The 25,265-nt window shown below is 55.3% G+C and carries 23 protein-coding genes; 13 read left to right on the forward strand and 10 right to left on the reverse strand.

The annotated features are described in order from the left end of the window. Nucleotides 1–1,314 (forward strand): IS1182 family transposase (locus tag A6V37_RS36285; protein WP_242665694.1); only part of this gene is annotated, 1,314 nt, incomplete at its 5' end. Nucleotides 1,315–1,524: 210 nt separating this feature from the next. Here the strand turns inward: A6V37_RS36285 and A6V37_RS41625 are convergent. After that, nucleotides 1,525–1,878, reverse strand: a complete 354-nt coding sequence (locus A6V37_RS41625) for a porin (RefSeq protein ID WP_075643620.1) — start codon at nucleotides 1,876–1,878, stop codon at nucleotides 1,525–1,527. Nucleotides 1,879–1,964: 86 nt separating this feature from the next. Continuing rightward, nucleotides 1,965–3,425 carry an MFS transporter gene (locus tag A6V37_RS36290; protein ID WP_131799778.1) on the reverse strand — a complete coding sequence of 487 codons (1,461 nt, stop codon included), beginning with the start codon at nucleotides 3,423–3,425 and terminating at the stop codon, nucleotides 1,965–1,967. Nucleotides 3,426–3,805: 380 nt separating this feature from the next. On the opposite strand from A6V37_RS36290, the gene A6V37_RS36295 reads away from it, so the two are divergent. Then, complete coding sequence (locus A6V37_RS36295; RefSeq protein WP_064265057.1) at nucleotides 3,806–4,114, forward strand: hypothetical protein; 309 nt, start codon at nucleotides 3,806–3,808, stop codon at nucleotides 4,112–4,114. A 103-nt stretch (nucleotides 4,115–4,217) separates the two neighbouring features. Here A6V37_RS36295 and A6V37_RS36300 read toward each other — a convergent pair whose 3' ends face one another. Then, nucleotides 4,218–5,291, reverse strand: a complete 1,074-nt coding sequence (locus A6V37_RS36300; protein ID WP_064265058.1) for a PDDEXK family nuclease — start codon at nucleotides 5,289–5,291, stop codon at nucleotides 4,218–4,220. A gap of 545 nt (nucleotides 5,292–5,836) precedes the next feature. Here A6V37_RS36300 and A6V37_RS43360 point away from each other — a divergent pair. Next, nucleotides 5,837–6,016 (forward strand): cation:dicarboxylate symporter family transporter, encoded by a 180-nt coding sequence (locus A6V37_RS43360; RefSeq protein ID WP_064265059.1) that lies wholly within the window; start codon nucleotides 5,837–5,839, stop codon nucleotides 6,014–6,016. Between the two features lie 249 nt (nucleotides 6,017–6,265). Here A6V37_RS43360 and A6V37_RS36310 read toward each other — a convergent pair whose 3' ends face one another. The 6 genes from A6V37_RS36310 to A6V37_RS36330 all read right to left on the reverse strand — a co-directional run bounded on the left by A6V37_RS36310 (nucleotide 6,266) and on the right by A6V37_RS36330 (nucleotide 15,294). Next, nucleotides 6,266–7,912 (reverse strand): sensor histidine kinase, encoded by a 1,647-nt coding sequence (locus tag A6V37_RS36310; protein ID WP_064265060.1) that lies wholly within the window; start codon nucleotides 7,910–7,912, stop codon nucleotides 6,266–6,268. Nucleotides 7,913–8,166: 254 nt separating this feature from the next. Beyond that, complete coding sequence (locus A6V37_RS36315) at nucleotides 8,167–8,943, reverse strand: hypothetical protein (RefSeq protein ID WP_064265061.1); 777 nt, start codon at nucleotides 8,941–8,943, stop codon at nucleotides 8,167–8,169. A 567-nt stretch (nucleotides 8,944–9,510) separates the two neighbouring features. Next, entirely contained in the window at nucleotides 9,511–9,795 is a 285-nt protein-coding gene (locus tag A6V37_RS41115; protein WP_131799779.1) for a hypothetical protein, read from the reverse strand. Between the two features lie 133 nt (nucleotides 9,796–9,928). After that, nucleotides 9,929–11,005, reverse strand: a complete 1,077-nt coding sequence (locus tag A6V37_RS36320) for a porin (RefSeq protein WP_064265062.1) — start codon at nucleotides 11,003–11,005, stop codon at nucleotides 9,929–9,931. Between the two features lie 1,841 nt (nucleotides 11,006–12,846). Next, nucleotides 12,847–13,743 carry a LysR family transcriptional regulator gene (locus A6V37_RS36325; protein WP_064265063.1) on the reverse strand — a complete coding sequence of 299 codons (897 nt, stop codon included), beginning with the start codon at nucleotides 13,741–13,743 and terminating at the stop codon, nucleotides 12,847–12,849. A gap of 9 nt (nucleotides 13,744–13,752) precedes the next feature. Continuing rightward, nucleotides 13,753–15,294 (reverse strand): methyl-accepting chemotaxis protein, encoded by a 1,542-nt coding sequence (locus A6V37_RS36330; RefSeq protein ID WP_075643621.1) that lies wholly within the window; start codon nucleotides 15,292–15,294, stop codon nucleotides 13,753–13,755. Nucleotides 15,295–15,597: 303 nt separating this feature from the next. Here A6V37_RS36330 and A6V37_RS36335 point away from each other — a divergent pair, with 303 nt between their 5' ends. From A6V37_RS36335 to A6V37_RS36355, 5 genes are all read left to right on the forward strand, one after another. Continuing rightward, nucleotides 15,598–16,377, forward strand: a complete 780-nt coding sequence (locus A6V37_RS36335; RefSeq protein WP_064265065.1) for a 2-keto-4-pentenoate hydratase — start codon at nucleotides 15,598–15,600, stop codon at nucleotides 16,375–16,377. A gap of 95 nt (nucleotides 16,378–16,472) precedes the next feature. Next, the gene (locus tag A6V37_RS36340; protein ID WP_131799780.1) at nucleotides 16,473–17,243 is read left to right on the forward strand and encodes an alpha/beta fold hydrolase; all 771 of its coding nucleotides are present in this window, start codon (nucleotides 16,473–16,475) and stop codon (nucleotides 17,241–17,243) included. Further along, nucleotides 17,240–18,181 (forward strand): acetaldehyde dehydrogenase (acetylating), encoded by a 942-nt coding sequence (locus tag A6V37_RS36345; RefSeq protein WP_064265067.1) that lies wholly within the window; start codon nucleotides 17,240–17,242, stop codon nucleotides 18,179–18,181. Before A6V37_RS36340 ends, A6V37_RS36345 begins: the two co-directional genes overlap by 4 nt. Next, entirely contained in the window at nucleotides 18,171–19,247 is a 1,077-nt protein-coding gene (dmpG, locus tag A6V37_RS36350) for a 4-hydroxy-2-oxovalerate aldolase (protein ID WP_064265068.1), read from the forward strand. Before A6V37_RS36345 ends, dmpG begins: the two co-directional genes overlap by 11 nt. Further along, complete coding sequence (locus A6V37_RS36355; protein ID WP_082902542.1) at nucleotides 19,244–19,951, forward strand: GntR family transcriptional regulator; 708 nt, start codon at nucleotides 19,244–19,246, stop codon at nucleotides 19,949–19,951. Before dmpG ends, A6V37_RS36355 begins: the two co-directional genes overlap by 4 nt. Before the next feature lie 11 nt (nucleotides 19,952–19,962). On the opposite strand, the gene A6V37_RS36360 is transcribed toward A6V37_RS36355, so the two are convergent. Continuing rightward, the gene (locus A6V37_RS36360) at nucleotides 19,963–20,655 is read right to left on the reverse strand and encodes a GntR family transcriptional regulator (protein WP_165614385.1); all 693 of its coding nucleotides are present in this window, start codon (nucleotides 20,653–20,655) and stop codon (nucleotides 19,963–19,965) included. A gap of 335 nt (nucleotides 20,656–20,990) precedes the next feature. On the opposite strand from A6V37_RS36360, the gene A6V37_RS36365 reads away from it, so the two are divergent. The 5 genes from A6V37_RS36365 to A6V37_RS36385 all read left to right on the forward strand — a co-directional run bounded on the left by A6V37_RS36365 (nucleotide 20,991) and on the right by A6V37_RS36385 (nucleotide 25,207). Beyond that, nucleotides 20,991–22,151 (forward strand): Rieske 2Fe-2S domain-containing protein, encoded by a 1,161-nt coding sequence (locus A6V37_RS36365; RefSeq protein ID WP_064265071.1) that lies wholly within the window; start codon nucleotides 20,991–20,993, stop codon nucleotides 22,149–22,151. A 32-nt stretch (nucleotides 22,152–22,183) separates the two neighbouring features. Continuing rightward, on the forward strand, nucleotides 22,184–23,428 hold the full coding sequence (locus A6V37_RS36370; RefSeq protein WP_064265072.1) for an NAD(P)/FAD-dependent oxidoreductase: 1,245 nt from the start codon (nucleotides 22,184–22,186) through the stop codon (nucleotides 23,426–23,428). A gap of 66 nt (nucleotides 23,429–23,494) precedes the next feature. Beyond that, nucleotides 23,495–23,917, forward strand: coding sequence for a VOC family protein (locus A6V37_RS36375; protein WP_423213086.1), 423 nt, complete (start codon nucleotides 23,495–23,497; stop codon nucleotides 23,915–23,917). A gap of 11 nt (nucleotides 23,918–23,928) precedes the next feature. Beyond that, entirely contained in the window at nucleotides 23,929–24,870 is a 942-nt protein-coding gene (locus tag A6V37_RS36380) for a 2-hydroxyacid dehydrogenase (protein ID WP_064265238.1), read from the forward strand. Then, the gene (locus tag A6V37_RS36385; protein ID WP_131799782.1) at nucleotides 24,860–25,207 is read left to right on the forward strand and encodes a non-heme iron oxygenase ferredoxin subunit; all 348 of its coding nucleotides are present in this window, start codon (nucleotides 24,860–24,862) and stop codon (nucleotides 25,205–25,207) included. The genes A6V37_RS36380 and A6V37_RS36385 overlap by 11 nt, the downstream gene beginning before the upstream one ends. Nucleotides 25,208–25,265 lie beyond the last annotated feature (58 nt).

Genomic DNA, 25,265 nt, shown 5'->3' on the forward strand with positions numbered 1-25,265 from the left:
CGGACGACGTCAAACGCAAACGCAATTCGAAGGAGGCAGCACTCAGCTAATAACCGTATGCGCAGGTGTATCAAATTTAAATTGCGTTTGCGTCCGACGCTGTATCAACTTGAGATTGCGTTTGACATCAGTGTCAAAGTCGCGCTGATGTGGCTAACGGGACGTCTGGCTCCGGACTTCAAGACAATTGCCGACTTTCGCCGTGACAGCGGCGCAGCCATTCGCAACGTATGGCGGCGTTTTGTCGAACTATGTCGCGGGCTCAAGCTGCTATCCAGTGACATGGTGGTCATCGACGGTAGCAAGTTCAAGGCATCAACCAGCCGCGACAGGAACTACACGGCAAGCAAGATCGACAAGCGTCAGAAGCAGATCGAGGAAAGCGTGCAGCGATATCTCGACCTGATTGAAACCGCCGACCGCATTAGTCCTACGGGATTTGATGTAAAAACCGTCCGGCTCTACGAGAAGGTCGCCGTGTTGCGCCAGCAGATGCGTGAGCTTAAGCAGATCAGCAGGCAGCTAGAAAGGCAGCCGGACAAGCAGTTGTCGATGACGGATCCGGACGCACGGTCGATGGCAACAAGTGGAAGAGGCTCCGGCATAGTGGGCTACAACGTCCAGACAGCAGTTGACACGAAACATCATCTGATCGTTGAACACGAAGTAACCAACGTCGGCAACGATCATGGGCAACTCAGCAAAATGGCGCTGTCGGCGAAGCACGCGATGGGCAGATCGAAGCTGAAGGTTGTAGCTGACCGGGGTTACTTCAGCGGCCCGGAGATAAGGGCGTGCGATCTGAACGACGTCAGCGCGTATGTTCCCAAGCCGCTCACGTCAGCATCCCGGAAGAAGGGTCTGTTCACGAAGTCCGACTTCGTCTACATGGCAAAAAGTGACGTGTATCGATGCCCTGCTGGCGAGCGGGCAATCCATCGATTTACAACCGTCGAACATGACATGAATCTACGGGTCTACTGGCCGAGTGCCTGCCCGCGTTGCCATCTGAAGGAACAATGTTCAACAAGCGACTATCGTCGTATTCGACGATGGGAACACGAGAACGCGCTGGAAGCCATGCAGCGCCGGCTTGACCGGAGGCCCGACGCAATGACGATCCGCCGAAGTACAGTCGAGCATGTGTTCGGGACGCTAAAGCACTGGATGGGGCCCGCCCACTTCCTGACCCGGACGCTCAAACGCGTGAGTACCGAGATGAGCCTGAACGTGCTTGCCTACAACCTGAAGCGGGTCATGAAAATACTTGGCGTCGCAGGGACGTTAAAGGCCATGACAGGAATCAGAAGCTAAGCCCCGAGGGGCTTTGTTGGGCTCGCGATGCCAGAATAGTGCAAACTCGTCGTATCGAATTTGATCGACCTGATCTGCAATCGAGCGCTTCGCCGAGAAAACGGCGTTTCCACACGGTTTGGATCATGACCTGAACCGAAAAACCACTTAAATTGGGACTCTAATATGAGATTGCATTGTCGTTACGGACATCGATGACTTGGAAGTTGTTCAGGGCCGAAGCGAGAGTAGCATCGTTAAATGCGTCGTATCTCCCCACGACAGGGATGTAAACAGGCGAGAGTTGACGTCCAACGCGCACTCGCCGAAAGTCGAACTCGCAAAACCGATCCACGCCTGACGACTCCACGCACGTGTGACGTCAAAAGCCGCGCCTGTATTGCTGTAGAACCAGTTCTCGAGTTGGAAGTTAAAAATATTTCCACCTCCAAGTCGTTCGGTTCCTTTCAGACCGTACCGAGATCCGGTCGCAGCACCAGAGTCAATTCTCGCAGCAGTCCCGTTTCCAGCATTGGTAATTTCAATGCTGGTATCGATCACGCCATAGAGCGTAACATCGGTCACCGCAATGCTCCTAAGTATTGGATATATAATTAGGAATGCGATGCTAATAAGTAAAATTATCGCATATTTTTCTTGATCTTTAGGGGCTAGGTGTGCGTCCGAATCATTGCTCGCTGATTGTTTTCCGTCACGGTCGTGACCCGCTGATTCCGGCGCAGGCGTATATCTAACAAAAACAGAAATCCCGTCGAGATGCCCCCGATTAGAGCTGCGATAGCCCCGAGGTTGACGACGCTCTGGGTTGAAAGACCACGCATCATCAGCTCTCCAGCCAGGATCGGACCGCAAACAGATCCCAGGCGACCGACACCCAACGCCCAGCCCATGCCGGTCGAATGCACTGCTTGCGGATAAAGATCAAGGCCGACGGCTTGTATACCTGCCTGTCCACCGATAATGGATGTACCCGCCACGAACGTGGCCACCGCCAATGGTCCGATGCCCATATGCAATGTGGGGACCACAGCGTAAATCGCTGCTGCACCGATCACATATCCGACAAGCAGAACCAATTTTGGATTAGTGCGACGAGCCAGCGATCCAAGAAGAAGAACTCCCGCAAGCCCGCCTATCTGCATCACTGAGGTCGCAAGAGCAGCATCACGGTATCCAAGACCGGCCTCCTGGCAAAGTATTGGCAGCCAACTTGCAAGAAGGTAGAGACACAGCAGATTACAGAAGGCAATCGCCCAGATGCATAGTGTCTGCAAGGTCCTTCGATGCGCGAACAGTTCGAGGAACGGTGCACCCTTCGTCGAAGCAGGAGCACTGAAGGGCGTCAAACTTGCCGCTATGCCCGGGCCAAATACTTTCACCGCGATTCGCTGCGCTGAAGTGCTCAGGTTGCCTTCGCGTCGGATCAGGAAGTTCAACGATTCCGGCATCCAGAAGGCCATACAGAACGCGACCATTATGGACGCGAGCCCACCTGCTACGAACACGCCTCGCCAACCCGAGCTAGATATCAATAGTGCCGCAACTGGGCCGCCAATCGCTCCTCCTGCTGACATACCAAGACTGACCAGCATTACAGTGAGAAATCGACGTTTGCTCGGGGCGAATTCCGCGCAGATCGACAGTGCGTTAGGCAAAATAACGCCGAGCCCAAATCCCGTCAGTGCCCGTGCAATGAAGAGTTCTCCAAAGATCTGTGCTTTCGCCGACGCCAGCATGCTCAGCCCACTAACAAGCAGCGCCGCGACAGTCACCTTGCGTCGACCTAAGATGTCAGCGATGGGGCTAAGGACAATTGCCCCGACGAACATCCCGACTAATGATGCACTGAAGGCCTGGCCTATCGAGGAGTGGTTAAGAGCTAGGTCGACGCGCAACAAAGGCGCGACATATGCCATTGCGTAGGCATCGTATCCGTCAAAAACGAGGCAGATAAAACAAAGAAAAAATATAAAAAACTGGTAGCGCCCGATCGATTTTCGATCCAGAGCAGATTCAAACGAAAAAACGACGTCGCTATCATTTTGTGTCACGTTGACTCCGAAAGAGTGCACGGTTTTGACTACACGGCGCGAATTGAAGTCTTCAGTCACCACTCTACCTGCGCGTTTTAAGGTAGGTCGCCGAAATCTTGGGGTACAAGCGATTTTCGTTGGTCGGATGCATGAGATTCAGTAATGCGTTGAAATGGTACGTGATCGAAATTGACGTACCTAGGGACTATCTCTCTATGGCTAGCACGCCTTCCTCGACATCCCGATGGAGGATCTTGAATTCTCCTTTGCCCGTTACGGCGGGGCAGTACTCGCACACTTTCCCATCGGTAGGGGACGCCGCCACATTACCCCTCGTGTATCCGGTGCAACGTTTTGATTTCCTGGACTACGACTTTCGGTACCGGCGAGGAGGCAGCCTCGAGGTCGACTATTGTCCGTTCAAGGCTACCTAGCCTGAAGACCTGGCTGCGGAGGCAATGGCCAGCTTTCTACTTCTTTTGGGGCCCGCAAGCGAAGGGATCGCGATTCCCGTGATTCCCGCGCGCTTGATGCGCGATCATGTCGAGCGAGGCGAATCTTCAGCGCAGATTGCTCGCTCGCAAGCGTCGCGCCCGGGCAAGGGCATTAGCACCTGGCTGGTTCAGGACATCATCGGACTCTGGACAGGAGATTGGGACGATCAGGTCGTCGCACGGGCCGAAGGCGGCACGGATCGAGAACCGTTTGTTTTCGCCGAGTTGGTCGTGGAACGCATCCGGAAGGGGCCCGACGGCTGGGGCAACTGATCGTTCTGCTTGAACTCTGATCGCGTATGCCGGTCGCGTCTCGCGGTATCCAGATACGCGGTCTAGACGCAAAGTTCGATTCCGAACAGGAAGACGACACCATCTATCGGCCAGGTAGGTCACTGCCGGCGTCTGGCATCGACGTGAAGTCGAATACCGAACTGTGAGCCCGATCGAAGCGTGGGCACACGAGTCGAGGCTCCAGCGGACCTTTAAGCGGACCGACGAATTTGTATCTCATGCTGGATCCGCATTTTGGGCAGCTCGCGAAAATTCGCGTCAGGTACACGTCACCTCGAGCATCTGCTTCAAAAAGCAATCCTCGGTCGAACGGAGACGCCAAGGTTGGCATTCGCTGTCTAAGCGCATAGCAGACAATTATGAGCATCACCCCAGCCATCATCATCGAAAGGCCGCCGAGGAAGCCAAACCAGTACGGGGGATGATGCAGAATGAAGGGTGTCCCGCATGTGAACCAGATTCCCATGCCGGTGATGCAGAGGAGAATCGCGTAGGGTCCTAACTTTTGGGAGTTCACTATGGGGCGATTCAGCACGTACGAACGTTTTGCATTAACAAACATCCGTCCATGTTCGTCATATATCTCTTCGTTTTTTCGCCGTCCGTTCTGAGCTTCGACTAGCGTTTCAATCAATGACGTAATTCTGCTCGCGGTCTTGTCGCTCCGTTGCTGGGCGTCCCGGAATGCCGCTAGGGTAATGGAATCAGGAGTGGGAGCATACTGCTGTCGGAGAGAATCGTGCGCGCAAATATGATTGCAAATGTCGCCCCAAAACTCGACCTGAACCGCAAACTTGCTCTCGGCCATGCGTTGGCTCGACAGTTCTTCCGTCCACTGAAGGAGGTGCGTATCACGCTCGGCCGTAGTGGCGAATATCAGTGTGCCGACGTCCCACGTACTGGCATCGAGCTTCCTGATGTCCTCTTCCAGCACTTCGGGTGTGAGTGCTTTCAGGTCGTATCTCTTGCATTGAATGGCGACTGCGCGCTCGGACCTGGTTCGTACCAAGACGTCGATGCCATGCTGCGACTGCCCTGATCGTCCGTTGATGGACGGCAACGGGTCCTTGAAGACGGCCCCATAAACATTGGCGCAAAGCTGCTCAAAATCGGCTTCTCCCAGCGGCTTGCGTATTTCTGGTCGATATGGTTGCATGAATTCGGATCCGGCAAGTGGTTTATTCTTAACCCAAGCTCGTCAATGGCTTGAGCTCACTGATATAACGGCCGAATTCGCCCATTACTTAATAAATTTTAACAAACGGATCTCGATTGAACATCGCGCACTGTGACTTGGGCAAATTTGAAGCGCGTTTGGTGGCAACCGTCAAGGCACCCGTTGCAGAACGCTAGTGCGTTGCACTTTCACATTGTGGCGTGCGTCCAGCCGGTACGTGTTCTGTCTGGAGGGGCGAAATGCCGGACCGCCGTCCGCTTTGAGGGCTGGTGATGGTTGGGCGTAGTCACGTTCCAAGGCGTGCGCGTATTGCGCTCTCATGTGTGCGTGGGAAGCGGTGCTGCCGTCCGAATCCGCAAGTACTTCGGCCCAGCGAGTAACCTCTCTCGCAGTCCCTGTCCACGGAACGGGCGAGTGTCCCCTTCGGGAGGCGTTGTCACGGTGTTGGTTTTGACACCGGGAACATAACGATCCCGTATGGAATCCACCTGTGCCTTCAGGAGCAGATTGTCCTCACGCTCACGATGGTCGTAACTTCAAAGGGCGCTGCAGGTGTCCCGGGATTCATGTTTGTCATCCTGCTGGCGACACTGGCGAGTGCCGGTCTGCCCCTCGAAGGGCTTGCTTTCATCGCAGGCGTGGATCGTCTGATGGATATGGGAAGAACGGTCCTGAACGTGTTGGCAATGCCTTGGCGCCGTTGACTATCGCGAAATCGGAGGGGCAGTACGATAACGAAAAAGGCCGTCAATACATCGAGTCGATCAAGTCGCGATGTTGAGACCCAGGCGCGGTGAACGGGACGTTTTTCATTGCGGGATGTTGCGGACTACCGCCAGCCCATTTGTGACGAGAGACGTGAGAGCCTACCGCGTGGTTCGTCTTCTTGCCGGAGAGCCGTTGCGGTTTCCGTGAGTGACCCAAAACGCGTACTGAAACACAACCGTTCATCGTCAGCCTGTCGAAGCCACCGACGTTTCAGTCAGCGATGGTCTCGGTACGACTATCCTGGTGGAGCGGTGAGCAGGAAGGTCTACCTTGACCAAGGTGCCGATTCCTGGCGAACTCATGACGTCAATCTGGCCGCCGAGCATTAGAACGCGTTCCTCCATTCCGGCGAGGCCGAAAGATCTATTTCTGGTCGCCTGGACGTCGAATCCCTGACCGTCGTCAAGGACTTCCAGCAAGTAAGCATTCGTTGTTCGTTCTAGTGTGATAATTACCTCGGTAGCATCAGCGTGACGCGTGACATTTGTCAGCGCCTCCTGGACGACGCGGAATAGCACGATAGCGTGATCTTCGCTCATTGCCATATTCTCGTCTCGCATGCGAAGGTGGCACATCGTGCGGCCATTGCGGTTGAATTCGGCGGTGAGCCACTCGAGAGCTGCTGCAATGCCCATATCCAGAACCGGAGGGCGTAGCGATGTTATGACGCTCCTGACAACCTGCATGGTTTGATCAACCAAGGCGATCAGTGACCCAGTCTCGTCGACCAGCGCTGGACGGTCGTTTTTAAGCTGCATACGCAATGTCGACGCACGCATGCGAAGCGCGGTGAGATGTTGTCCGAGTTCGTCGTGCAGTTCGCGTGCAATATGCTTGCGTTCTTCTTCTCGGGCTGTCTCGCGCCGCGAGGCAAGTTCCCGCAGCATTTCATAGGATTCACGCAGGCGGTGCTCGGCCTTCCTCTGCCCAGTCAGATCGACCACGAAGGCGACACCTTCTTTCTCGGTTTCATCGAAGGTGGCGGTAGTAAGCATAATTGGAACGCGGCTGCCGTCTTTCCTGATGTACTCCTTTTCGAACGGTGGCAAGAAGCCGGTCTTCCTCAAACCGGGTATCAGTTCTCGCAAATCACGATCGAGCCATTCCTGCGGGGTAAGATGTTTCCAGTTGATGCATCCCGACGCAAGATCTTCGCGATCGTAGCCAACAATGTGAAGAAACGCGTCGTTGGCGACATGAATGCAACCGTCGAGGTCGTAGATGAAAATACCGACAATGTTGGTGTCGACTAACCGCCGGATCTTCGCCTCGCGTTCGGTGAGTCGCTGACACAGCCGGATATTTTCCATGGCGATCGCAGCTTGAGACGTCAGCAGCTTCAGGACCGCCAGGCGAGCGGGGGAGAAGACGCGCGGGGCCAGGTTGTTTTCGAGATATAGAACGCCGATGAGCTTGGCTTGGGTCAGCAATGGCAGACCGAGAACCGAGCGTGCGCGGTGTTGCCTGATGTACGGGTCTTCGACGAATGTACCTTCTGCCAATGCATCGTCGAGGAGCAAGCACGCCTGGCTACTCAGGACATGGCGTAGGATAGACTCCGGAAGCGCTGTGGCGGCCAAGGCATGTTTGCACAATTGCACCGTTACCGTATCGCCGTCGGCTATCGCTTCTGCAGCAATCCGTTCTCCAGCAGTTTGGGCAAGAATCAACAGCGCTCGCCCGGCTCCAGCTTGCATCAGCGCCGTCCGCATGAGCGTGTCGATCAGCTTTTCAAAGACCAACTCGCCTGATACCGCTTGAGATAGCTGGATTACGGTCGCCAGGTCGAGCTGTTCGAAGGACGTGGCGATGGTGCCGATATGCGCGGTCACGGGGGCTCCTCCTTGATCTGCGGAAGTAATTGATCAAGCTGCCTGACCTTGCCCTTAGCACCCTAGCAGGCGCAGCCGTAACGAAGGCTAGGTGTCCCCGACCGAGGGACTGATGCGCCAGTCCAGCAATTCCCAGTGCAACTGTACGGGACAACAAAAGCGCGGATTGCCGTCGTGCCGCCGCAGACTATGGGGCGGCAACCGTGATGCAGCGTGACGTGCCGGAGCACGCGGTGTGCTCCGCGCGCTAATCATCAAGACAACAAATCCATGCAGAGTCTGTCTAGCGCGTGTTTCAGATCGATTCTACGATACGTTTCCGTGATTCGTCCTTGCCGAAGGCATTCGTCAAAACGCTTTGATCGTTCTTCGTGGATAGCATTCGGAACTTCGGCTGCGCGCCTTCGATAGTTTTCGATTACTCGTTCGTTGTCCACTCGTTGCAAGGGTGGAAGCCGGCGACTGGCAAGAAATTCGAGCATCGGACCCGGGCGTAATGATTTCGCACTGTTCTCGATCGGTGCGGCGCCGAAAGCATTGATCCGCAACGTCGAGTCCTCGACAATCCCATCATATCCGTAGGCATAGCACTGCTTGATTCTGTCGGCGGCAGCGTCGGGTTCTTTGAAGTGATGTTTCAGATTTTGCGCCGGACCCTCGGGCACAACAAGGTGAGTAATGCCATGGCTGTTTACGGATCCCAAGACGTCGACGTGATCGTTCTCGACAAAAATTTCCTTGCGTGGTGGCCAGAAGTCGAACGCCGAGTGGTTGCCGTGCTTCGCACCGACGTGAAACAGGTAAATCTCTGGGTAAACGGGGCGCCTACGGCGATCACGACCCGGCGAGTCGTAGAACGCTGTCGTGGCAACCTGGATTAGCAAGGACGCTCCCAATCCGCCAAAAGGCGCATTGACGATCACACCAAGCCTGTCGAAGGGCCCCCAATCCAGTAGCTCCGACGGTGATACTTTGTCTCCGCCATCCTGAATCTCGAACATCTCACTGCTTAAATATGTGGCGGTATGCATGCTTGCTCCGAAGGGTCAGGGCCGTAGGCGACGAGTGTTGAGTTCTATCGCGCACAAAACGATGCCGGATCCGACGCGAGATATATTTGTCGCTATCCAGAATTCAGACACGGTAACCAAGGGGGGCGTGCCCTACAAGCGATATTTCCTGTGTGGACGAAGGACGAATACTCATGCATAGAGGATTTCCGCTCAGTGCTTGTTGATTCCTTCGTGTTCGTTGTCGAGCTTCAGTGTCGAGCGATACGAATCGCTATTCGGCTTCGCACGCGGTAAGGCGCGTGACCGGCATCGTAGTTTGGGCACGGTGTAGGAGCCGTTGCCATGTATCGTTCCCCTCATCCTCCGTGCCTTTCGAGGGCGTATCGAAGTTTTGATCTCTCGACGGCTAGGCTTGCCTTGTTGGAGACGTCGCGGTGAGTGGTGCGAATGGATACCGGTCTCGCAAAAAACCTACATACAAGAAAGTTGCTGCTCGAGACAGAGCCGTGATGATGGACATCGGATGAATGTACCGAATGGTTTTGCGGCGATGGCGCTCTGTCTCGATACTGGTGTATGTGGAGTTTAAGGAGCCGAGGCCCCCTGTGGCGGGCGATTGGTGCCTTCATACGGAGATTCGGTCCTGTCTGTCTCGCGTTTGAAAGCGCCCTTATCGAGTTGCCGCAGCTGTGCGCGATTGGCAGCCTTTGCTGCAGCTCTTTGCTGCTTACGAGCAAGGCGTGCTTGCTTTTTCGACTGCGCAGCCGCATCGGAACTTTGTTGTTGTGCATTCACGTGCTCTACTGGCGCGGCCAGAAAAATGCTGAGCAAAGCGGCGCACGTCGTAATTTTCAGTTTATTTAGCGACATGATTTAACCCATTTAAAGATTGAGTTGATTAGATGCCTTCACGCACCAACCGTCGTGAGCGAGAATGAAATGTGGATGCTATGTGCTATAGACATCGAAGACGCGTGATTTGATGTGTTGTAGGATCAATATTTCAGAAGAAGTGTCGGACCCCTACCGCAATTGCTACTTGACGGCTGGTTGAGGACGGAGTCAGCGGATACAGTGCTGCGGATTGAGTTGCTCCAGAAGCGGAAGCCAGACTGGCGGCAACGTACGCATCTGTTCGTTTGGACAAGAATTTATCGAGGAATAAGCTATAGTTTGATTCGGCACCCGAGCCGATTCCATATCTTCCATACCCCGCCGTGAGCTTCAGGTCCGGCTGAAACGCATAGACGGCGGAAACGGTCGCCCCGCGAATTGATTCGTAGTGGCCGAAACCTTCAAATGCGACGTACGTATAGCTGAGTTGGCCAGTCAGGCGATCTGTTACGCGATACGACGTGCTCGCGCCATAGATATTTTGGGCGTCCACAGCATACGATCGGAAAGGGGCCACCTGCTGGCCAAGGAAACTTTTCATACCCGCAAGAGTCGGCGTGAAGTTGGTACCATTGATTTTCGTTGCCACCGTTGCGGCGCGGAGTCGGTCGTCAGCATAGGTGATTGAAAAGCTCACGACTCGCCCACGATTGAACAAGTCAGTCGAGCCACCGGGGAGCGCATACATGGCGGAGAAAGTAAAACCGTGATAAGTCGGGGATCGATAGGTAATCGCGTTGTCGATATAGCCACCGGCCATATGGTCGGCATTCGCGGGGGTAAAGAAGAATGTAGCGTTATAGGCGGGAGTGTTTCCAAGAAGATAAACGGAATAGTCGAAATGGCGGCCAACTGTTACCGTTCCGTAATCGATTTGAGAAAGACCCACCCATGAACCCCCGCTAAAGAAACTGTCACTCCTGAACTGTTTTCCGTTGGATAGGTTGAAGTAGCTGGTGAGATCGAAAAGCGCTTTTAATCCTCCTCCCAGATCCTCCGTGCCTTTGATACCGAAGGCCGTGTTCCAGTGAAAACTGTCAATCATCTGTACAACGTGAGCTCCACCCGCATTGTTCGCGTATGCAACGGCTTCGTCGACCACTCCATAGAGTGTTACGCTGGACTGCGCGGCAGCGCCGACGCAGTAGGTGGACATCACGAGAAGCGATAGCAGTTTGCACTTCATTCTTTTCATCTCCAGACTATATCGGTTTTAAAAGTTTCCGCATCGCGCTGCCGCCTTTGGTGACGCGGAGGCACCGTGCCGTCGAAACGTTCACGGTGCGTACAGCATTCCAATCAGATGGGCCCGTACGCTATTCCCTGACCGCCGGGCGTTCCCCGTTTTAATCAGATGCTCGTTGGGTGTGGCTCGCGCTGTGGTATCGCGAAGGTATGGCGGCATTTTTCTCGCCACAACCGAAAAATTTGCACACATTGCGTTCGTGAAACTGATGCATGGAGTTGGGGAGGTGTTGCGAAACGCAACGTCGATCTGATTCGGAATCGTCGAAGGGAATCTGGTGGGGGTTCACACGTAGTGTCAATACACCGACGCCGATCGTGTGAATGAAACTCATGTGTGACACCCGAAGAAATCGGTTGTCGGCGGTCTTTCCACGTCTTAGGTTTGTCGGATTTCGGGCTCAGAGCTTGGGTGCATGAGCGGGCGAGCGGAATAATCCCGCAAGCGGGTGAGTGCGCGTGCGCTGGTATCGCATCGCCGGCGACCTTACCATTTTCTATCTGGTTTTCTTTGGAATAGGTACGCGCGATGGACGGAACAATTGATCTGGTGACTATAGGACGGAAGCGTGCCCACGTGGAGCTATCCCGAGGATAGTGGCTTCTTCTGCTTGCAACTGTGGGTGCTGCAGTGTGTGGAAATGTTGTGTTCGCACTTGGCTTTGATTACCTCCGCACATACACATGGCCTCTTGTCGACGCGGTTGTGGCACTGATCGGCGTGTGGGTGCTTCGTGGCTTGATGCCGCGCTTCAATCACGGGCGTTCGGAGGGGCAGTAACAGGGCCGACGAGGGGCACGGTTGGCCTGGCGGATCCGTGCCTCAATAGATTATCGTCGTCCTGATGGCAGTAAACTCTCCCGGCCATTCATGAGAAGCGCACGCCACAGTGGTCCGAAAAGCGGTTTTGCTGTCACGCAACAATCTCGCCCGAAGTTGTCGCTAGAATTCTTTCATGTCGCGGAACAACGCGCGACGACAACGGAGAAAATTCCATGCGATGCCAAATCATCAAACAAATCATTCTCGCGACATCGATCGCGGCTGCGCTCACGGCGTGTTCTGCTACGGGTTCCCCGGTTTCTGCGTTGACAGACGCTGGCGGAGTGCCGTCGGCATCGACTCAGTCAGGTCGTTCGCGTCCCGTGGATTCTGAATACGGTTGTGCCTGGGTCCCAAGGGAACAGGCTTCGACTTACTACGGTTGCGCATGGATTCCACGGTAGGTCGTTCGCGAAGTTAGTCGCGGCCGTCAGATGGGTCACGCAGGGCGTCGCTGTTGGTGGTTACAAAGAAACGTACTTTCGCTGGTTCCTGTCGGCTCGCAGTAAATGCGTAGACGGGGGTGGGGCCTGGTTGCCAGGCGGGCAAGATACGCACTAGTGAGCCAGACTCGACCTCCGGGTGAACCGTGGCGTCGGAGTGGGCTGCAAAGCGGGTTTGCTGTCGCGCAACAATCTAGCCCGAAGTTACCGCTAGAATTTTCTCATGTCGCGAAACAAGGAGCGACGACAACGGAGAAACTCCATGCGGTTCCAAATCTTTAAACATATTATTCTCGCGACCTCGATCACGGCTGCGCTAACGGCGTGTTCTGCGACGAGCTCGCGGGTTTCTGCGGCGACAGACGCTGGCGGAGTGTCGTCCGCATCGACTCAGTCGGGCCGTTCGAGCCATTCGCACTCCGTGGATTCGGAATACGGTTGTGCCTGGGCATCAAGCGAACAGGCTGCGACTTACGACGGTTGCGCATTCGTTCCACGGTAGATCGTTCTGCGAAGTTAGTCGCGGCCGTCAGATGGGGTGCGCAGGGCGTCGCTGATGGTGGCGACAAAGAGACATACTTTCGCCGGCTCCTGTCGGCTCGCAGTAAATGCGTAGACGGGGGTGGGGCCTAGTTGCCAGCCAGGCAAGATACGCACTAGTGATCCAGAATCGACTTCCGGGCTAACCATGGCTTCTGCAAACACGGAAATTCCTACGCCTCGCTGGACAAGCCGACGCAGAAGCCCAACGTTGTTCGCAACCACCCGTCCGGTAGGTTTCAGTGTGAAGCGATCGTCGACTTTATGTGCTTCCCAGTGTTCTACAGCGGCATCAACAAGCCCTATGCAGAAAGAAGGGTCAAGGTCCGCCGGTCCTGTGATGCCGGAGAGTTTCGCTGCTATTTCGGGACTCGCATAGAAGTAGCGCGAGAGAGTGGCCAATTTGCGTCCAATCAGGCGGCTGTCGGGAGGGTTTCCGATTCTAATCGAGACATCAAAAGAGCCAGCGACCATATCGACCGGTTCGGAGGTCAGGTGGAGATGCAGGCGCACGCGGGGATATCTCGCCAGGAAGCGCGCAATCGGCAGGTCAAGAAAGGTAGTAGAAAAGTCGACAGGAAGCGCCACGCGGAGCACGCCCGATGGTGTTGCCGCAGCTGCTCCGAGTGACTCGTGCGCAGACTGTGCTTGCGCGACCAGTTCGCGGCATGTTTCGTAGTAGGTCGTACCTAGTTCAGTGAGTTCGACGGTACGTGTACTACGATTCAACAACCTAACGCCGATAGTATCCTCAAGCCGGCCAATGCGTCTCGACAGCGTGGATACGGGCATATCGAGCACGGAGGCTGCGCGCGTGAAGCTACGTGCATTTGCGACTTCCACGAAAAGATGCATATCCTCAAGCAGGCTCATCTCGAGGCTCTAGCGAAAGACAGCTAGCGTTAATTCCAGCTGTCTTGCCTGGCTCGCAATGGAAGCGGTTGCGGCCGAACTCTGCTCCACGAGGGCAGCGTTCTGCTGCGTCATTTCGTCAATGCCTCCAAGAGCCCGATGAATGTCATCGAGCGCATTGCATTGCAGCTGTGAACGTGAAGAAATCTTTCGAACAATCGCATCTACAGCGGAGATTGCTTCTCCGAGCTTGGCGATCGACCGAGCTGCCTGGTCCACGGTCCTCGACCCGGCGTGGGTTCGGGCAAGTGATCCATCTATCAACCCCTTTATCTTTGAGGTCGCCTCTTTGACGCGATTGGCTAACGACCGCACCTCGTTTGCCACAACCGCAAATCCCCGTCCCTGTTCACCCGCGCGCGCGGCCTCAACGGCAGCGTTGAGAGCAAGCAGGTTAATTTGTGCGGCTATCGACTCGATGGTAGACATCACGTCCGACATCGCGCGCGCACCCTGGACAATGTCTGTCATGCACTCGACCACAGCTTCAACCGCTTCAGTGCCCTGCTTTGCAGCGCCATTCGCAGATTCCGCATAACGTTCCGCCTCTAGTGTGTCTGACGTTGCGTCGAAAACAGATTGCCGTAGCTCACCGGTGCGCTCTGTGATCTCAGTTGTCGAAGATGCCTGCGCTTCCGTCCGGCCGGCCAAATCATCATTACCAGCAGATAGTTCTGATGTTGCAACCGTCATGGCACTCACGCCGATGCGCACCCCACCTATCATGGATACGAGGCTTTCACGGGTGAGATTAATGGCCCGAGACAGATCACGGATAGCGCCCTTCGATTCGACCGCCGTACGAGCGCCGGTTTCTCCAGACGAGAGTAGGTGAAGACTGTCAGTCAACGATGCTAGTGGTGCACTTACCGCACGTGCGAGAACTGCTTTGGAGAAAACGGCGGCAAGAATTGATGCTGTCAGTCCGGCGCTCGCATACAGGTAGCGCGGCATACCACAAGACGGGACACTTAGAATTGCCAATATGACGATCCAAAGTGGAGCCGCGCAGATCAGCAGTATCAGCCAAATCATAGGGTCTGCCCGTAGCAGATTGAGAGGGAAGGCCAGCCCCACAAATCCCATGCGCCCCGCCCGCAGACCAAAAAGCCAAGAATATCTGGACAGCAAGCGGTATTGACGTTCGCTTTTCCTGGCTTCGGATGGTGATGCATAAGTCCGGACTGCAGTTGAGCCCGTTATTTTGCCGTTCTCGATCCATGGTGAGATGCTGGTATACGCCCAGAATGATGATCCATCACAACGACGTATAGGCAGTGCTCCCTCCCAACGACTGCCGCCCATCACGGTCTTGATGATATCTTTGCCGACGGCAGGCGGAGTGCCCCCAGTTAGGTATCTGGCTACCGGGGACCCAATAACGTCTTCCAATGAGTAGCCGGTGGCATTTGCGAAAGCCTGGTTAGCGTAAGTGATTTCCGAACTGTTCGTTCGGGTGATCATGTATGTAGCTCGCTCGAGCGGCTTTCGCAGGTCTTGTTTTTCATACATTAGTGTCAGGTTCCTTTCCGGCTTGATGTCTTCCAGCGCATCCCAGATTCGCCCTACTTTCTACTCCCTGATTGTTGTCCCGACCAACGATTCAAAATATGCAAAGGTGAGAAAATTTATCCGTTGTCAACGCTCCGCATTGCTGATAGCAAGCGTCGCCTATTCAATGCTCGTCACGCATGACTCTCGCTGCGGTATGGACGGCGAATAAACACTGCATCGATGGTTGCGTATCTGCATACAGTACACAATACTTAGGTTTTGCTCTTCGAAAGCTATGCTTACTTCGTTGCGGGGGAACCTATGAATGTCACTGACACTGAGCTTGATCTGGCTGCCAGGCTTCGCGCTGCCTGCACCGCAGGACCTATCGCGCCGTTCGCATCAGATCACGGGATCGACATCGAAGGTGCGTACCGAATCCAGAATATCAATACCGAGCACGCAATTCACGCGCAAGGGCGCGTAATTGTCGGACGCAAGATAGGACTGACTTCTCCTGCTGTACAGGCGCAACTTGGCGTTGATCAGCCGGACTTTGGGATACTTTTTTCTGATATGGCCGTACCTCACGGAGCGTCTACTTCGACCAAAGGGTTGGTGCAACCCAGAATTGAAGCGGAAATCGCATTCGGGATGAGGTGCGACATTGAGGATCCTGACATCACTGAGGCGCAGTTGGTAAAAAGCATCGACTGGGTGGCTGCGGCACTCGAGATCGTGGACTCCCGGATTGCCGAATGGCGTATCGGTATCGTTGAGACTATTGCAGATAACGCATCGTCGGGAAGATTCGTAGTCGGTGAGAAGCAGTCGATGTTGCCGAGCACGGATGTAGTGAGCTGTTTGATGACGCTGTGGCGCGACGGGGAAATTGTGTCCCAAGGAACAGGCAAAGACTGTCTTGGAAGCCCGCTCGTCTCCACACTGTGGCTTGCCAGGAAAATGATTGAGGTGGGCAGACCGTTGCGCGCTGGAGAGATCGTCCTGAGTGGTGCTCTCGGGCCGATGGTCAGTGTAAAGGCTGGGGAAACTTATTCGGCCTCAATCGCCGGTATCGGCGTGGTCCAGGTGGGATTCTAGAGCGTCGCGTTTCTGGGCATACCTGGAAAGTGCGAATGTCTCCATTTGTTCGAAAACTGACGCAAAGACTGATGAAGAGATAAAGAGGATAGACGGTGCCTTACATAGAACGCGGGAGTACGCAGCTTTACTACGAGATTCATGGCTCAGGGCCGCCAGTGGTTATGCTGCACGGCGTTGGCGGAAATCACGCCAGCTGGTTTTATCAGATTGCGGCGTGGCGAAACCAATTTCAGATGGTTCTCGTTGATGCAAGAGGCTTTGGGAATTCTTCTGATCCTGAACGACTGGGTCGCTCTGCATTCACTGAAGATCTGGTCGCTCTTCTAGACGATCTCGATTTGGACACTGTGTCACTGATCGGGCAGTCGATGGGCGGCGGTACGGCGATCGACTTCGCATGTCAATTTCCCAATCGTGTCTCGTCACTTGTAATTGCCGATTCGCTGGTCGGGCTCGAGTTGCCGCGTCGCCTGGCCGATCAGATGCAGATCGTACAACAGCGGACCAGCGGACTGGACCAGTTGGGGCGTGTACTGGGACGTTCTTTTATTGTACGTGAGTCCGCAATGGCGACGCTGTATCTACAGATCGCTGGCTTTAACCAGTACACAGTCAAGACGCTGGTTGGAGAGCAAAAGACTCATACGCCAGAAGAGCTTGCCCGTAGCGACGTCCGTATCGCATTTCTTGTGGGCGAGGAGGATGTCCTCTTCCCACCGGAGATCGTTTCGGAGGTCGTGGCCATGGTTCCGGGGGCAACGTTCTATCGATTGCCGGCGACGGGGCATTCCGCGTACTTCGAGGCACCTGACGCATTCAATTCAACGATAGGAAACTGGCTGCAGGAGGCGCAGGAAACATGACTAATTCAACGGGAAAAGTGCGGGCGGCAATCATTGGATCAGGGAATATCGGTAGCGACCTGATGATGAAAATCCTGCGATATGGTAAGAACGTCGAGATCGGGGCAATGGTAGGCATCGACGCAGGCTCCGACGGTCTCGCTCGGGCTTCGAGGCTCGGGGTGCCAAATACGGCAAACGGTATCGACGGCCTGCTGACGATACCTGGCTTCAGTGGCATTCGTATCGCGTTTGACGCCACCTCCGCAGGCGCACATGCACACCATGATCGAGTGCTGAGTGCGCATGGCGTTAGAGTCATAGACCTCACACCTGCGGCACTTGGGCCGTTTGTTGTCCCCGCCGTCAACATCGAAAAACACTTCGATGCACCCAATATCAATATGGTGACATGTGGCGGTCAGGCAACCATTCCGGTTGTTGCAGCGATATCCGAGGTCACGAAGGTTCACTACGCGGAAATCGTGGCATCAATCTCAAGCCGATCGGCTGGCCCTGGCACTCGCGCGAACATTGACGAGTTTACCGAAACGACATCGAAGGCACTGGAAACCGTTGGCGGGGCAACCCGTGGGAAAGCCATCATTATCCTCAATCCGGCTGAGCCCCCAATGATCATGCGCGACACCGTCTACACGCTGTCCGAGCCTGCAGACGTTGGGAAGATCGAGCAGGCGGTGGAAGCCATGGTCGAGCGTGTGCAGCGATATGTGCCGGGGTACCGACTCAAGCAACGCATTCAGTTCGACGACGTTTCTTCACTCCCGGGACAAGGGGCCGGAGCGGCCGCCCTCAAGACCACCGTCTTTCTGGAAGTGGAGGGGGCGGGCCATTACCTGCCGTCGTACGCAGGCAATCTGGATATCATGACTTCAGCTGCGCTTGCATGCGCGGAACGCATTGCCGTCGAAATTCGGGGAGAGCGACATGACCACTAGACTTTACATCTCGGACGTCACGCTGCGAGACGGCAGTCACGCAGTCCGGCATCAATACTCGATCGAACATGTAAAAGCGATTGCGCACGCACTTGACGAAGCTCGGGTTGATTCAATTGAAGTCGCTCATGGGGATGGACTTTCCGGTTCGAGTTTTAACTATGGTTTTGGCGCACATAGCGATGTGGAATGGATTTCCGCTGTCGCGGAAACGGTCACACACGCGAAAGTGGCAACATTGCTGCTTCCAGGGATTGGGACAACGCATGATTTGCGTGAAGCCTTTGATGCCGGTGCGCGCATCGTACGTGTGGCGACTCACTGCACGGAAGCTGATGTTGCTGCTCAGCATATTGGAAAGGCGCGTGAACTCGGCATGGAAGCGGTTGGCTTCCTGATGATGAGTCACATGGTCTCGCCTGCAGAGCTTGCCAAGCAGGCGCACCTGATGGAGAGCTACGGCGCGCAATGCATCTATGTGGTGGATTCAGGCGGGGCATTGACCATGGCCGGAGTTCGAGAACGAATTCGCGCCTTCAGAGACGTGCTAAGTCCAGCGACACAGACTGGCATACACGCGCATCATAACCTTGGGCTCGGTGTTGCCAACTCCGTCGTTGCGGTGGAGGAGGGCTGCGATCGGGTGGATGCGAGTCTTGCCGGTATGGGCGCGGGTGCAGGCAATGCGCCGCTGGAGGTGTTCATTGCCGTCGCCGACCGCATGGGATGGGTGCACGATTGCGATCTTCACGCGCTGATGGATGCCGCCGACGATCTGGTGCGTCCCTTGCAAGATAGACCGGTACGAGTCGACCGCGAAACGCTTGCACTGGGGTATGCAGGAGTCTACTCAAGCTTCTTGCGGCATGCGGAGGCGGCATCGCGTAAGTACGGCGTTTCGACCGTGACCATACTGGAGGAACTCGGACGACGCAGAATGGTGGGCGGGCAGGAGGACATGATTGTGGATGTCGCGCTCGATCTCGTCAAACACGAGGAAGAGCTGATAGTGGGTGTCGCGCTCGATCTCCTCAAGCGCGAGGATTCCAGACGTCCTCCTGTATGAATACAAATCCTTCACTGCATCCGAGGCGATTGCGTGACCGCATCTACGACGCAGTGAGGGAACTCGTCGGTCAGGGCGTGTTCGTCCCCGGTCAACGATTGACTGAAGAGGATCTTGCCGCGCGCTTCGACGTATCCAGAACCCCAGTGCGCGAAGCGCTATTCCAGCTCGCGCGGGAAGGACTACTCGTGCGCACCGTTCGCGGATATGGGGTTCCCTCAATTGCGATGCCTGAGGTCGCTCAGCGGTTGCAGGTCCGATGCCTCGTGGATCCTGAACTCGCTCGTGTGGTCGTTTCTACGGCTGACGCGGAACAGTTGCTCGAACTCGTTGCCTGCATCGAGTTCGCGCGTGGCTTATTATCGGAGGGGACGGGACAGTCGCTCGCCGGTGCTTTCCATCGGCTACAGAAGTGTCTTATCCGATGCTGTTCAAACGCGGTGCTTGCACGTTGCTGCGACGCAATTGAAGACGACTTTGTAGCAGCACGACGAGGGCTGTTTGAGCGTCCGTGGAGCAGAGACCTCGCTGCGGAGCACCTTGATCGACTCCTGCGTGCCATCCAATTGCGTGACGCTGATAGTGCAGCGTGCGAGACCCGGGTCTTGATCGAAGGTTTGCTTCGTCAAATTGGTTCCTGCACGACAGGCGAAGGCGCAGAGCACAAAATCGTATCCTCTTTTGCGCGGGAAACCGGAAACTGAGGCGATTCCGGCTATGCAGTGTTGTCCGGTTTGGCCCGAGCCTTTCCGCGCTTTGCTTCGGGCGAGTACCTGTCAATCAACGTTTCCACATAGTCCTTTGCGGCCCTTGCCGCAGCCTTGGAGTCGCGTGCCTTGATTGCGTCGACTAGCTGCCCGTCCCGCTCAATGGAAATTGCCCGATTGCTTTCGTCTCTGTAGTACTCGTTTCGGACCAGCAAAAACTGGTCTTCAAGGACGGCACACACTTTTGCGAGAGGTGTGTTGTGGCACATTTCGAGCAGCAGGGTACGAAATTCGTGCGCCGCAGCGACGAACGCAATGAATTTCGACTGTTCCGCCGCCTTTTTCATTCGTCCGAACACTGCCTCGAGGGAGTCAAGCTGCTCTTCCGTACCAAAACGGGCTGCGTGCTCGGCCAGAGGCGGATCCAGGAGAAGCCTCACCCCCATCCGCTGCAGGAAGTCCTGCGGCGTGTCCGCTATCAATGAATATCCGCGCTCGGACTGTTCGAGCAAACCCTCCCGGGCAAGCTGAAATAGCGCCTCACGTACTGGTGTCCTGGACACGCCGTACCGCTCGGCTAACTCCAGCTCGACGAGTCGGCTGCCGGCGGGTATAACTCCGCTAAAGAGATCTTCTCGAAGCAGCCGATAGACCTGATCTCTTAGCCTGTCACTCTGGATGACCTTACGGGACATATTCATTGTGTACTTTGTGAGGGAAGCCTGTTGAAGAGCTGAGCTTGATTCTACGATGACCAACGCGCCGGCGGAAGCATTGGTTACCCACGGAAGACGCATTAACGAGAGTAATGCATAAGCATTTTTAAAATCAGTTGTTGCCTGAGGTTCTGCGCCCTACGATCAATATATCCGCGCGTCGACAAGCGACAGCGTCTGAAATGCTGCCGTGATGCGAGCGCGCCACACTGGTGATAGCAAGGTAGGCGCGCTCTCACAAACGCGGCGCGGAATCCATCCTAATAAACACGGTTCATTGCATACAGTACGCAATGAACAACGCTCAGGAGCGATCGAACATGGCACAAGGAAGCACGTTTGTCGACGAAAGTCTGCTTGAAAAGGTGCCGCGCTGGCGAAACTACCTCGCCGCCAAGCTGGGATTCCGCAATCATTGGTACCCGGTCAAGGCTTCGTCAGACGTTATCGAGGGTAGGGTGGTCCAGGCGACGGTCCTTGGTGAAGAAATACTTCTCAAGCGCATTAACGGCGAGGTCAAAGCGATCCGCGACCGTTGTTTGCACCGAGGAGTGAAGTTTTCCGAGAAGGTGGAATGCTACACCGAGGACACGATCACGTGCTGGTACCACGGTTTCACGTACAAGTGGGACGGCGGTCGGCTCTGCGATATCCTCGCGTCCCCTGATAGCAAAGCGATCGGCCGACGAGCGGTTCGTACCTATCCGGTGCAGGAAGCAAAGGGTCTTGTGTTCGTTTTTGTTGGCGACGACGACTATAAGGCGCCTCCGCTAGCTGAGGACGTGCCGCCGACGTTTCTCGACGAGGACCTTGTAATGCATTGTGCGATTTACGAGGTTGATTCGAACTGGCGAGTAGCGTGTGAAAACGGCTTTGATGGTCTGCATGTCTATATCCATCGCTCCTCAGAGCTCGTCCCCGACACAATGCGGTCTCTACCGATCGGCCACCTCGCTAAATCTGGGGAAGTCGAGGTGCACGAAGCCTTCGGGGCCCCTAAGGGTGTTTACGACGCTTTCGCCAATCATACGAGCATCTGGGAAGGCAAGGTGGATGGCCAGGTGGTCGTAACCGGCACCAAACGGGTGTCGGATAAGCCCACACGCACCACTGCGGCGTCGCTGTGGATGCCGTGCGGTTTGCGCGTGGATGACTTTCCCGACCAGGACATCACTCAGTTCGAGTTCTACGTGCCCGTTACTGAGGAGAAGCACCTCTATGTGATGCTGGTCGGCAAGCGGGTCGACAGCGAGCAGGACAAGGAGCATTTCAACCACGAGTTCTGGAATCGCTGGAAACCAATCGGGTTTGAAAACTTCAATGCACAGGACATCGAGGCGCGTCTCGCCTTGCAAAAATTTTATCGTCGTGACACCGCTTGGCTTGATGAAATGCTTATCGAAGGTGATTCGCCGCTGATCAAGTGGCGCGAACTGTGTCACCGGCACACACGTGGGATTCAGAAGCCCGAGCATCTTTGATTTCCCGCGAGTCGGGTTGTGAGGCGATGTCAATGAAAACTGAACGCCATGACGCACCGATTGTCGTGATCGGTGGTGGACTTACCGGCGTGCATGCCGTCGAATCGTTGCGAAAAGCTGGGTTCGCCGGGCGCATTATTCTTTCAGACAAGGAGTCGCGTCTGCCGTACGACCGGCCGCCGTTGTCGAAATCAGTGTTACTCGAAAAGGAGAAGGTTCCCAATATTCAGCTCCGCAATCAGGCCTTCTACGAAAATAACAAGGTGGAGTTGAAATTTAGTTGTGGAGCAACGCAGATTGACCGGCAAGCACGGGTCGTGCGGTTCGACGACGGATCAGAACTTCCGTACGACCAACTTCTTCTTGCTACGGGCTCCTCGCCGCGCACGCTTCCAATGTTTGCGCCAAGTATGCCCGGTGTTTTCTACCTGCGTAACCTCGATGACTCGCTAAATTTGCGTGACGCGCTCCGTTCTATCTCTCGTGTTCTTATCGTTGGTGCAGGTGTGATCGGGCTGGAGGTAGCCGCAGCGGCGCGCGAGCTAGGTGTGGATGTAACGGTTATTGAAGCTGCGGAACGACCAATGCAACGTGCTGCCTGTCGTGTCGTAGCCGATTACATACGCGGTCGTCACGAAGCGATGGGTGTCGAAATCCTGACCGGCGTCACGATTGCATTCGCGCTTACCCGCGATGGGCAGTGGCACGTAACGTCAACTGACGGACGCGTCATGTCTGGAGACGCGGTTGTAGTCGGAGTTGGTGTAGCTCCGAATATTGACCTCGCTCAGGCCGCAGGATTGGAAACCTCTCCTCGCGGAATTGAGGTTGACGGGTACGGCCGAACGACAGATCCGTTCATTTATGCTGCGGGCGAGGTGGCCTATCACTTTAACACGCGTAGTGGCCAGTATGACCGGCAGGAAAACTGGCACCACGCAGCAGCGCACGGAACCCATGTTGGTCGCGCGATGGTCGCGCCCTCGGATCCATACGAGGAAATCTGTGGCTACTGGTCAGACCAATATGATTTTTCTCTTCAATGTTATGGCTCATCAATTGGGGAGAGAGACATTCTTCGAGGTGAACCGACTTCGGACAGATTTTGTGTCTTTCATACCGTGGACGGGGTGGTTGCCGGCGTCAGCGCGATAAATGCCTCGCGCGATCTGCGCATCGGCAAATTACTCGTAAGGACGCGAGCACGAATTCCAGAGTCTGTTCTTTCGGACGCATCCGCAGATCTGACAAGCTGGTCTGCCGACTCGGTTCTTTAACGCTGCAAAAGGCGGAGGGGTGATGACCGTTGTTCATCGATCCGCCTAAACGACGAGATTACTTTCATGACTATGAGCATTCGGCCATTCCATTTGGCCTTTCCTGTTGATGACCTTGAGGCCGCCCGTCGCTTCTATGGCGACATGCTTGGGTGCCCGGAAGGACGAAGTTCAGATCACTGGATCGACTTCGACCTGTTTGGCCACCAGATTGTTACTCACTTGCAGGCGTGCCCCGGGGAGCGGGTGACCAACGATGTGGATGGCCACAATGTACCGGTTCCGCACTTCGGTGTCGTGTTGTCCATGGATGATTTCAATTCACTGGCAGACCGTCTTCGTGCGAAAGGTGTTCAGTTCATCCTCGAGCCGCAAGTTCGCTTCGAGGGACAAGTGGGAGAACAAGCAACGATGTTCTTCATGGATCCCGCCGGGAATGCACTCGAATTTAAGGCGCTGCGAGATCTCGCACAGCTGTTCGCGAAGTGAGGTGTGACGAGATGCAATTGTTGATGGCAATGACCGGCAAGGATGGTACGGAATGGCTGAACGCAGTACGCGACGCGATGCCGGGCGCGCAGGTGCGCAGTTGGACTGCAGACGATGACGCCGCCGCAGATTACGCACTCGTGTGGCGGCCTGACCCTCGCGTACTAAAGGGGCGGCACGGCTTAAAAGCCGTATTTAACATGGGCGCGGGCGCCGATGCGCTGCTTGCGCTAGCCAAGGAGGATCCGGAACTTGTACCAGAAAGCTTACCGGTCTTTCGTATCGAAGACGCAGGGATGGCGGGTCAGATGGCGGAGTACGCATTGTATGCGGCACTCCGGCATCTCAGACGATTCAGGGAATATGAACTGCAGCAACGCGTACAAACATGGCGACCATTGCGACCGCGCCTGGCGCAGGATTTCAATGTGGGGATTCTGGGTCTTGGCAGCCTTGGAGCCGAAGTGGCTCGAAGATTGGTCGGATGGGGATTCAACGTAAGAGGTTTTAGCCGTCGCGAAAAAGATATCGAAGGTGTGCAGTGCTTTGCGGGGGATAAAGCGTTCGATGCGTTCCTGACGGATCTGGACGTTCTTATTAATCTCCTGCCCGCCACTTCGCAGACGCACGGAATACTGGAGAAGAAATGCTTCTCCAAACTTCGGCGTGGTGCGCTGGTCGTCAATCTGGCTCGTGGGTCACACCTTGTTCAGGACGATCTTCTTGACGCAGTCAGATCTGGTCAGGTCGGCGGAGCGATGCTTGATGTGTTCTCCGTCGAGCCCCTGCCTAGTCAGCATCCATTCTGGTCTGAACCAGCGATCACGCTGACTCCGCATATTTCGGCAGTGACCCAGGTCAATGAATCGGCTGCGCAAGTTTCAAAAAAGATCGCGATGCTCGAGCGTGGCATGACACCTGGTGGTCGGGTCGACTTTGCGCTTGGCTATTGATAACCGTATGGGAGGAAAGATGGAAAAGAGGATTTTCTTGTGTCAGAAGTCAGCTGTGCCAGCCAACGGTGTTGTGCAAGTCTGTCCCGAAGGGCGCAGTGATGGTATCGCGGTCTATGACGTGGAAGGTAAGTATTACGCTACCGAAGATATGTGTACGCACGGGATGGTGGCACTTTCTGGTGGCGACCTGGAAGGTGCAACGATCTTTTGTCCGCTTCACGGCGGCGCCTTCGACGTTCGTACCGGTGAAGCGCTGGAAAAGCCGTGCACGATAGCGCTCAAGACATTTCAGATTTTCGAGGAAGGCGACGCACTCTACAGTGCGCTCGACTGATGGGCAAAAAACACGCCCCAAGGGGACGGCTAAATTCAAGGTGATCGCGATGTTTAGT

Origin of the sequence: Paraburkholderia ginsengiterrae, from assembly GCF_001645125.1 — a bacterium.
Taxonomy (GTDB): Bacteria; Pseudomonadota; Gammaproteobacteria; order Burkholderiales; family Burkholderiaceae; genus Paraburkholderia; species Paraburkholderia ginsengiterrae.

Excerpts from the sequence above, each read along its gene's own strand:
- A6V37_RS36295 (WP_064265057.1), top strand. The coding sequence starts at position 3,806 with ATGGCCAGCTTTCTACTTCTTTTGGGGCCCGCAAGCGAAGGGATCGCG.
- A6V37_RS36300 (WP_064265058.1), bottom strand. The coding sequence starts at position 5,291 with ATGCAACCATATCGACCAGAAATACGCAAGCCGCTGGGAGAAGCCGAT.
- A6V37_RS43360 (WP_064265059.1), top strand. The coding sequence starts at position 5,837 with ATGGTCGTAACTTCAAAGGGCGCTGCAGGTGTCCCGGGATTCATGTTT.
- A6V37_RS36315 (WP_064265061.1), bottom strand. The coding sequence starts at position 8,943 with ATGCATACCGCCACATATTTAAGCAGTGAGATGTTCGAGATTCAGGAT.
- A6V37_RS41115 (WP_131799779.1), bottom strand. The coding sequence starts at position 9,795 with ATGTCGCTAAATAAACTGAAAATTACGACGTGCGCCGCTTTGCTCAGC.
- A6V37_RS36320 (WP_064265062.1), bottom strand. The coding sequence starts at position 11,005 with ATGAAGTGCAAACTGCTATCGCTTCTCGTGATGTCCACCTACTGCGTC.
- A6V37_RS36325 (WP_064265063.1), bottom strand. The coding sequence starts at position 13,743 with ATGAGCCTGCTTGAGGATATGCATCTTTTCGTGGAAGTCGCAAATGCA.
- A6V37_RS36330 (WP_075643621.1), bottom strand. The coding sequence starts at position 15,294 with ATGTATGAAAAACAAGACCTGCGAAAGCCGCTCGAGCGAGCTACATAC.
- A6V37_RS36335 (WP_064265065.1), top strand. The coding sequence starts at position 15,598 with ATGAATGTCACTGACACTGAGCTTGATCTGGCTGCCAGGCTTCGCGCT.
- A6V37_RS36345 (WP_064265067.1), top strand. The coding sequence starts at position 17,240 with ATGACTAATTCAACGGGAAAAGTGCGGGCGGCAATCATTGGATCAGGG.
- dmpG (WP_064265068.1), top strand. The coding sequence starts at position 18,171 with ATGACCACTAGACTTTACATCTCGGACGTCACGCTGCGAGACGGCAGT.
- A6V37_RS36355 (WP_082902542.1), top strand. The coding sequence starts at position 19,244 with ATGAATACAAATCCTTCACTGCATCCGAGGCGATTGCGTGACCGCATC.
- A6V37_RS36360 (WP_165614385.1), bottom strand. The coding sequence starts at position 20,655 with ATGAATATGTCCCGTAAGGTCATCCAGAGTGACAGGCTAAGAGATCAG.
- A6V37_RS36365 (WP_064265071.1), top strand. The coding sequence starts at position 20,991 with ATGGCACAAGGAAGCACGTTTGTCGACGAAAGTCTGCTTGAAAAGGTG.
- A6V37_RS36370 (WP_064265072.1), top strand. The coding sequence starts at position 22,184 with ATGAAAACTGAACGCCATGACGCACCGATTGTCGTGATCGGTGGTGGA.
- A6V37_RS36375 (WP_423213086.1), top strand. The coding sequence starts at position 23,495 with ATGACTATGAGCATTCGGCCATTCCATTTGGCCTTTCCTGTTGATGAC.
- A6V37_RS36380 (WP_064265238.1), top strand. The coding sequence starts at position 23,929 with ATGCAATTGTTGATGGCAATGACCGGCAAGGATGGTACGGAATGGCTG.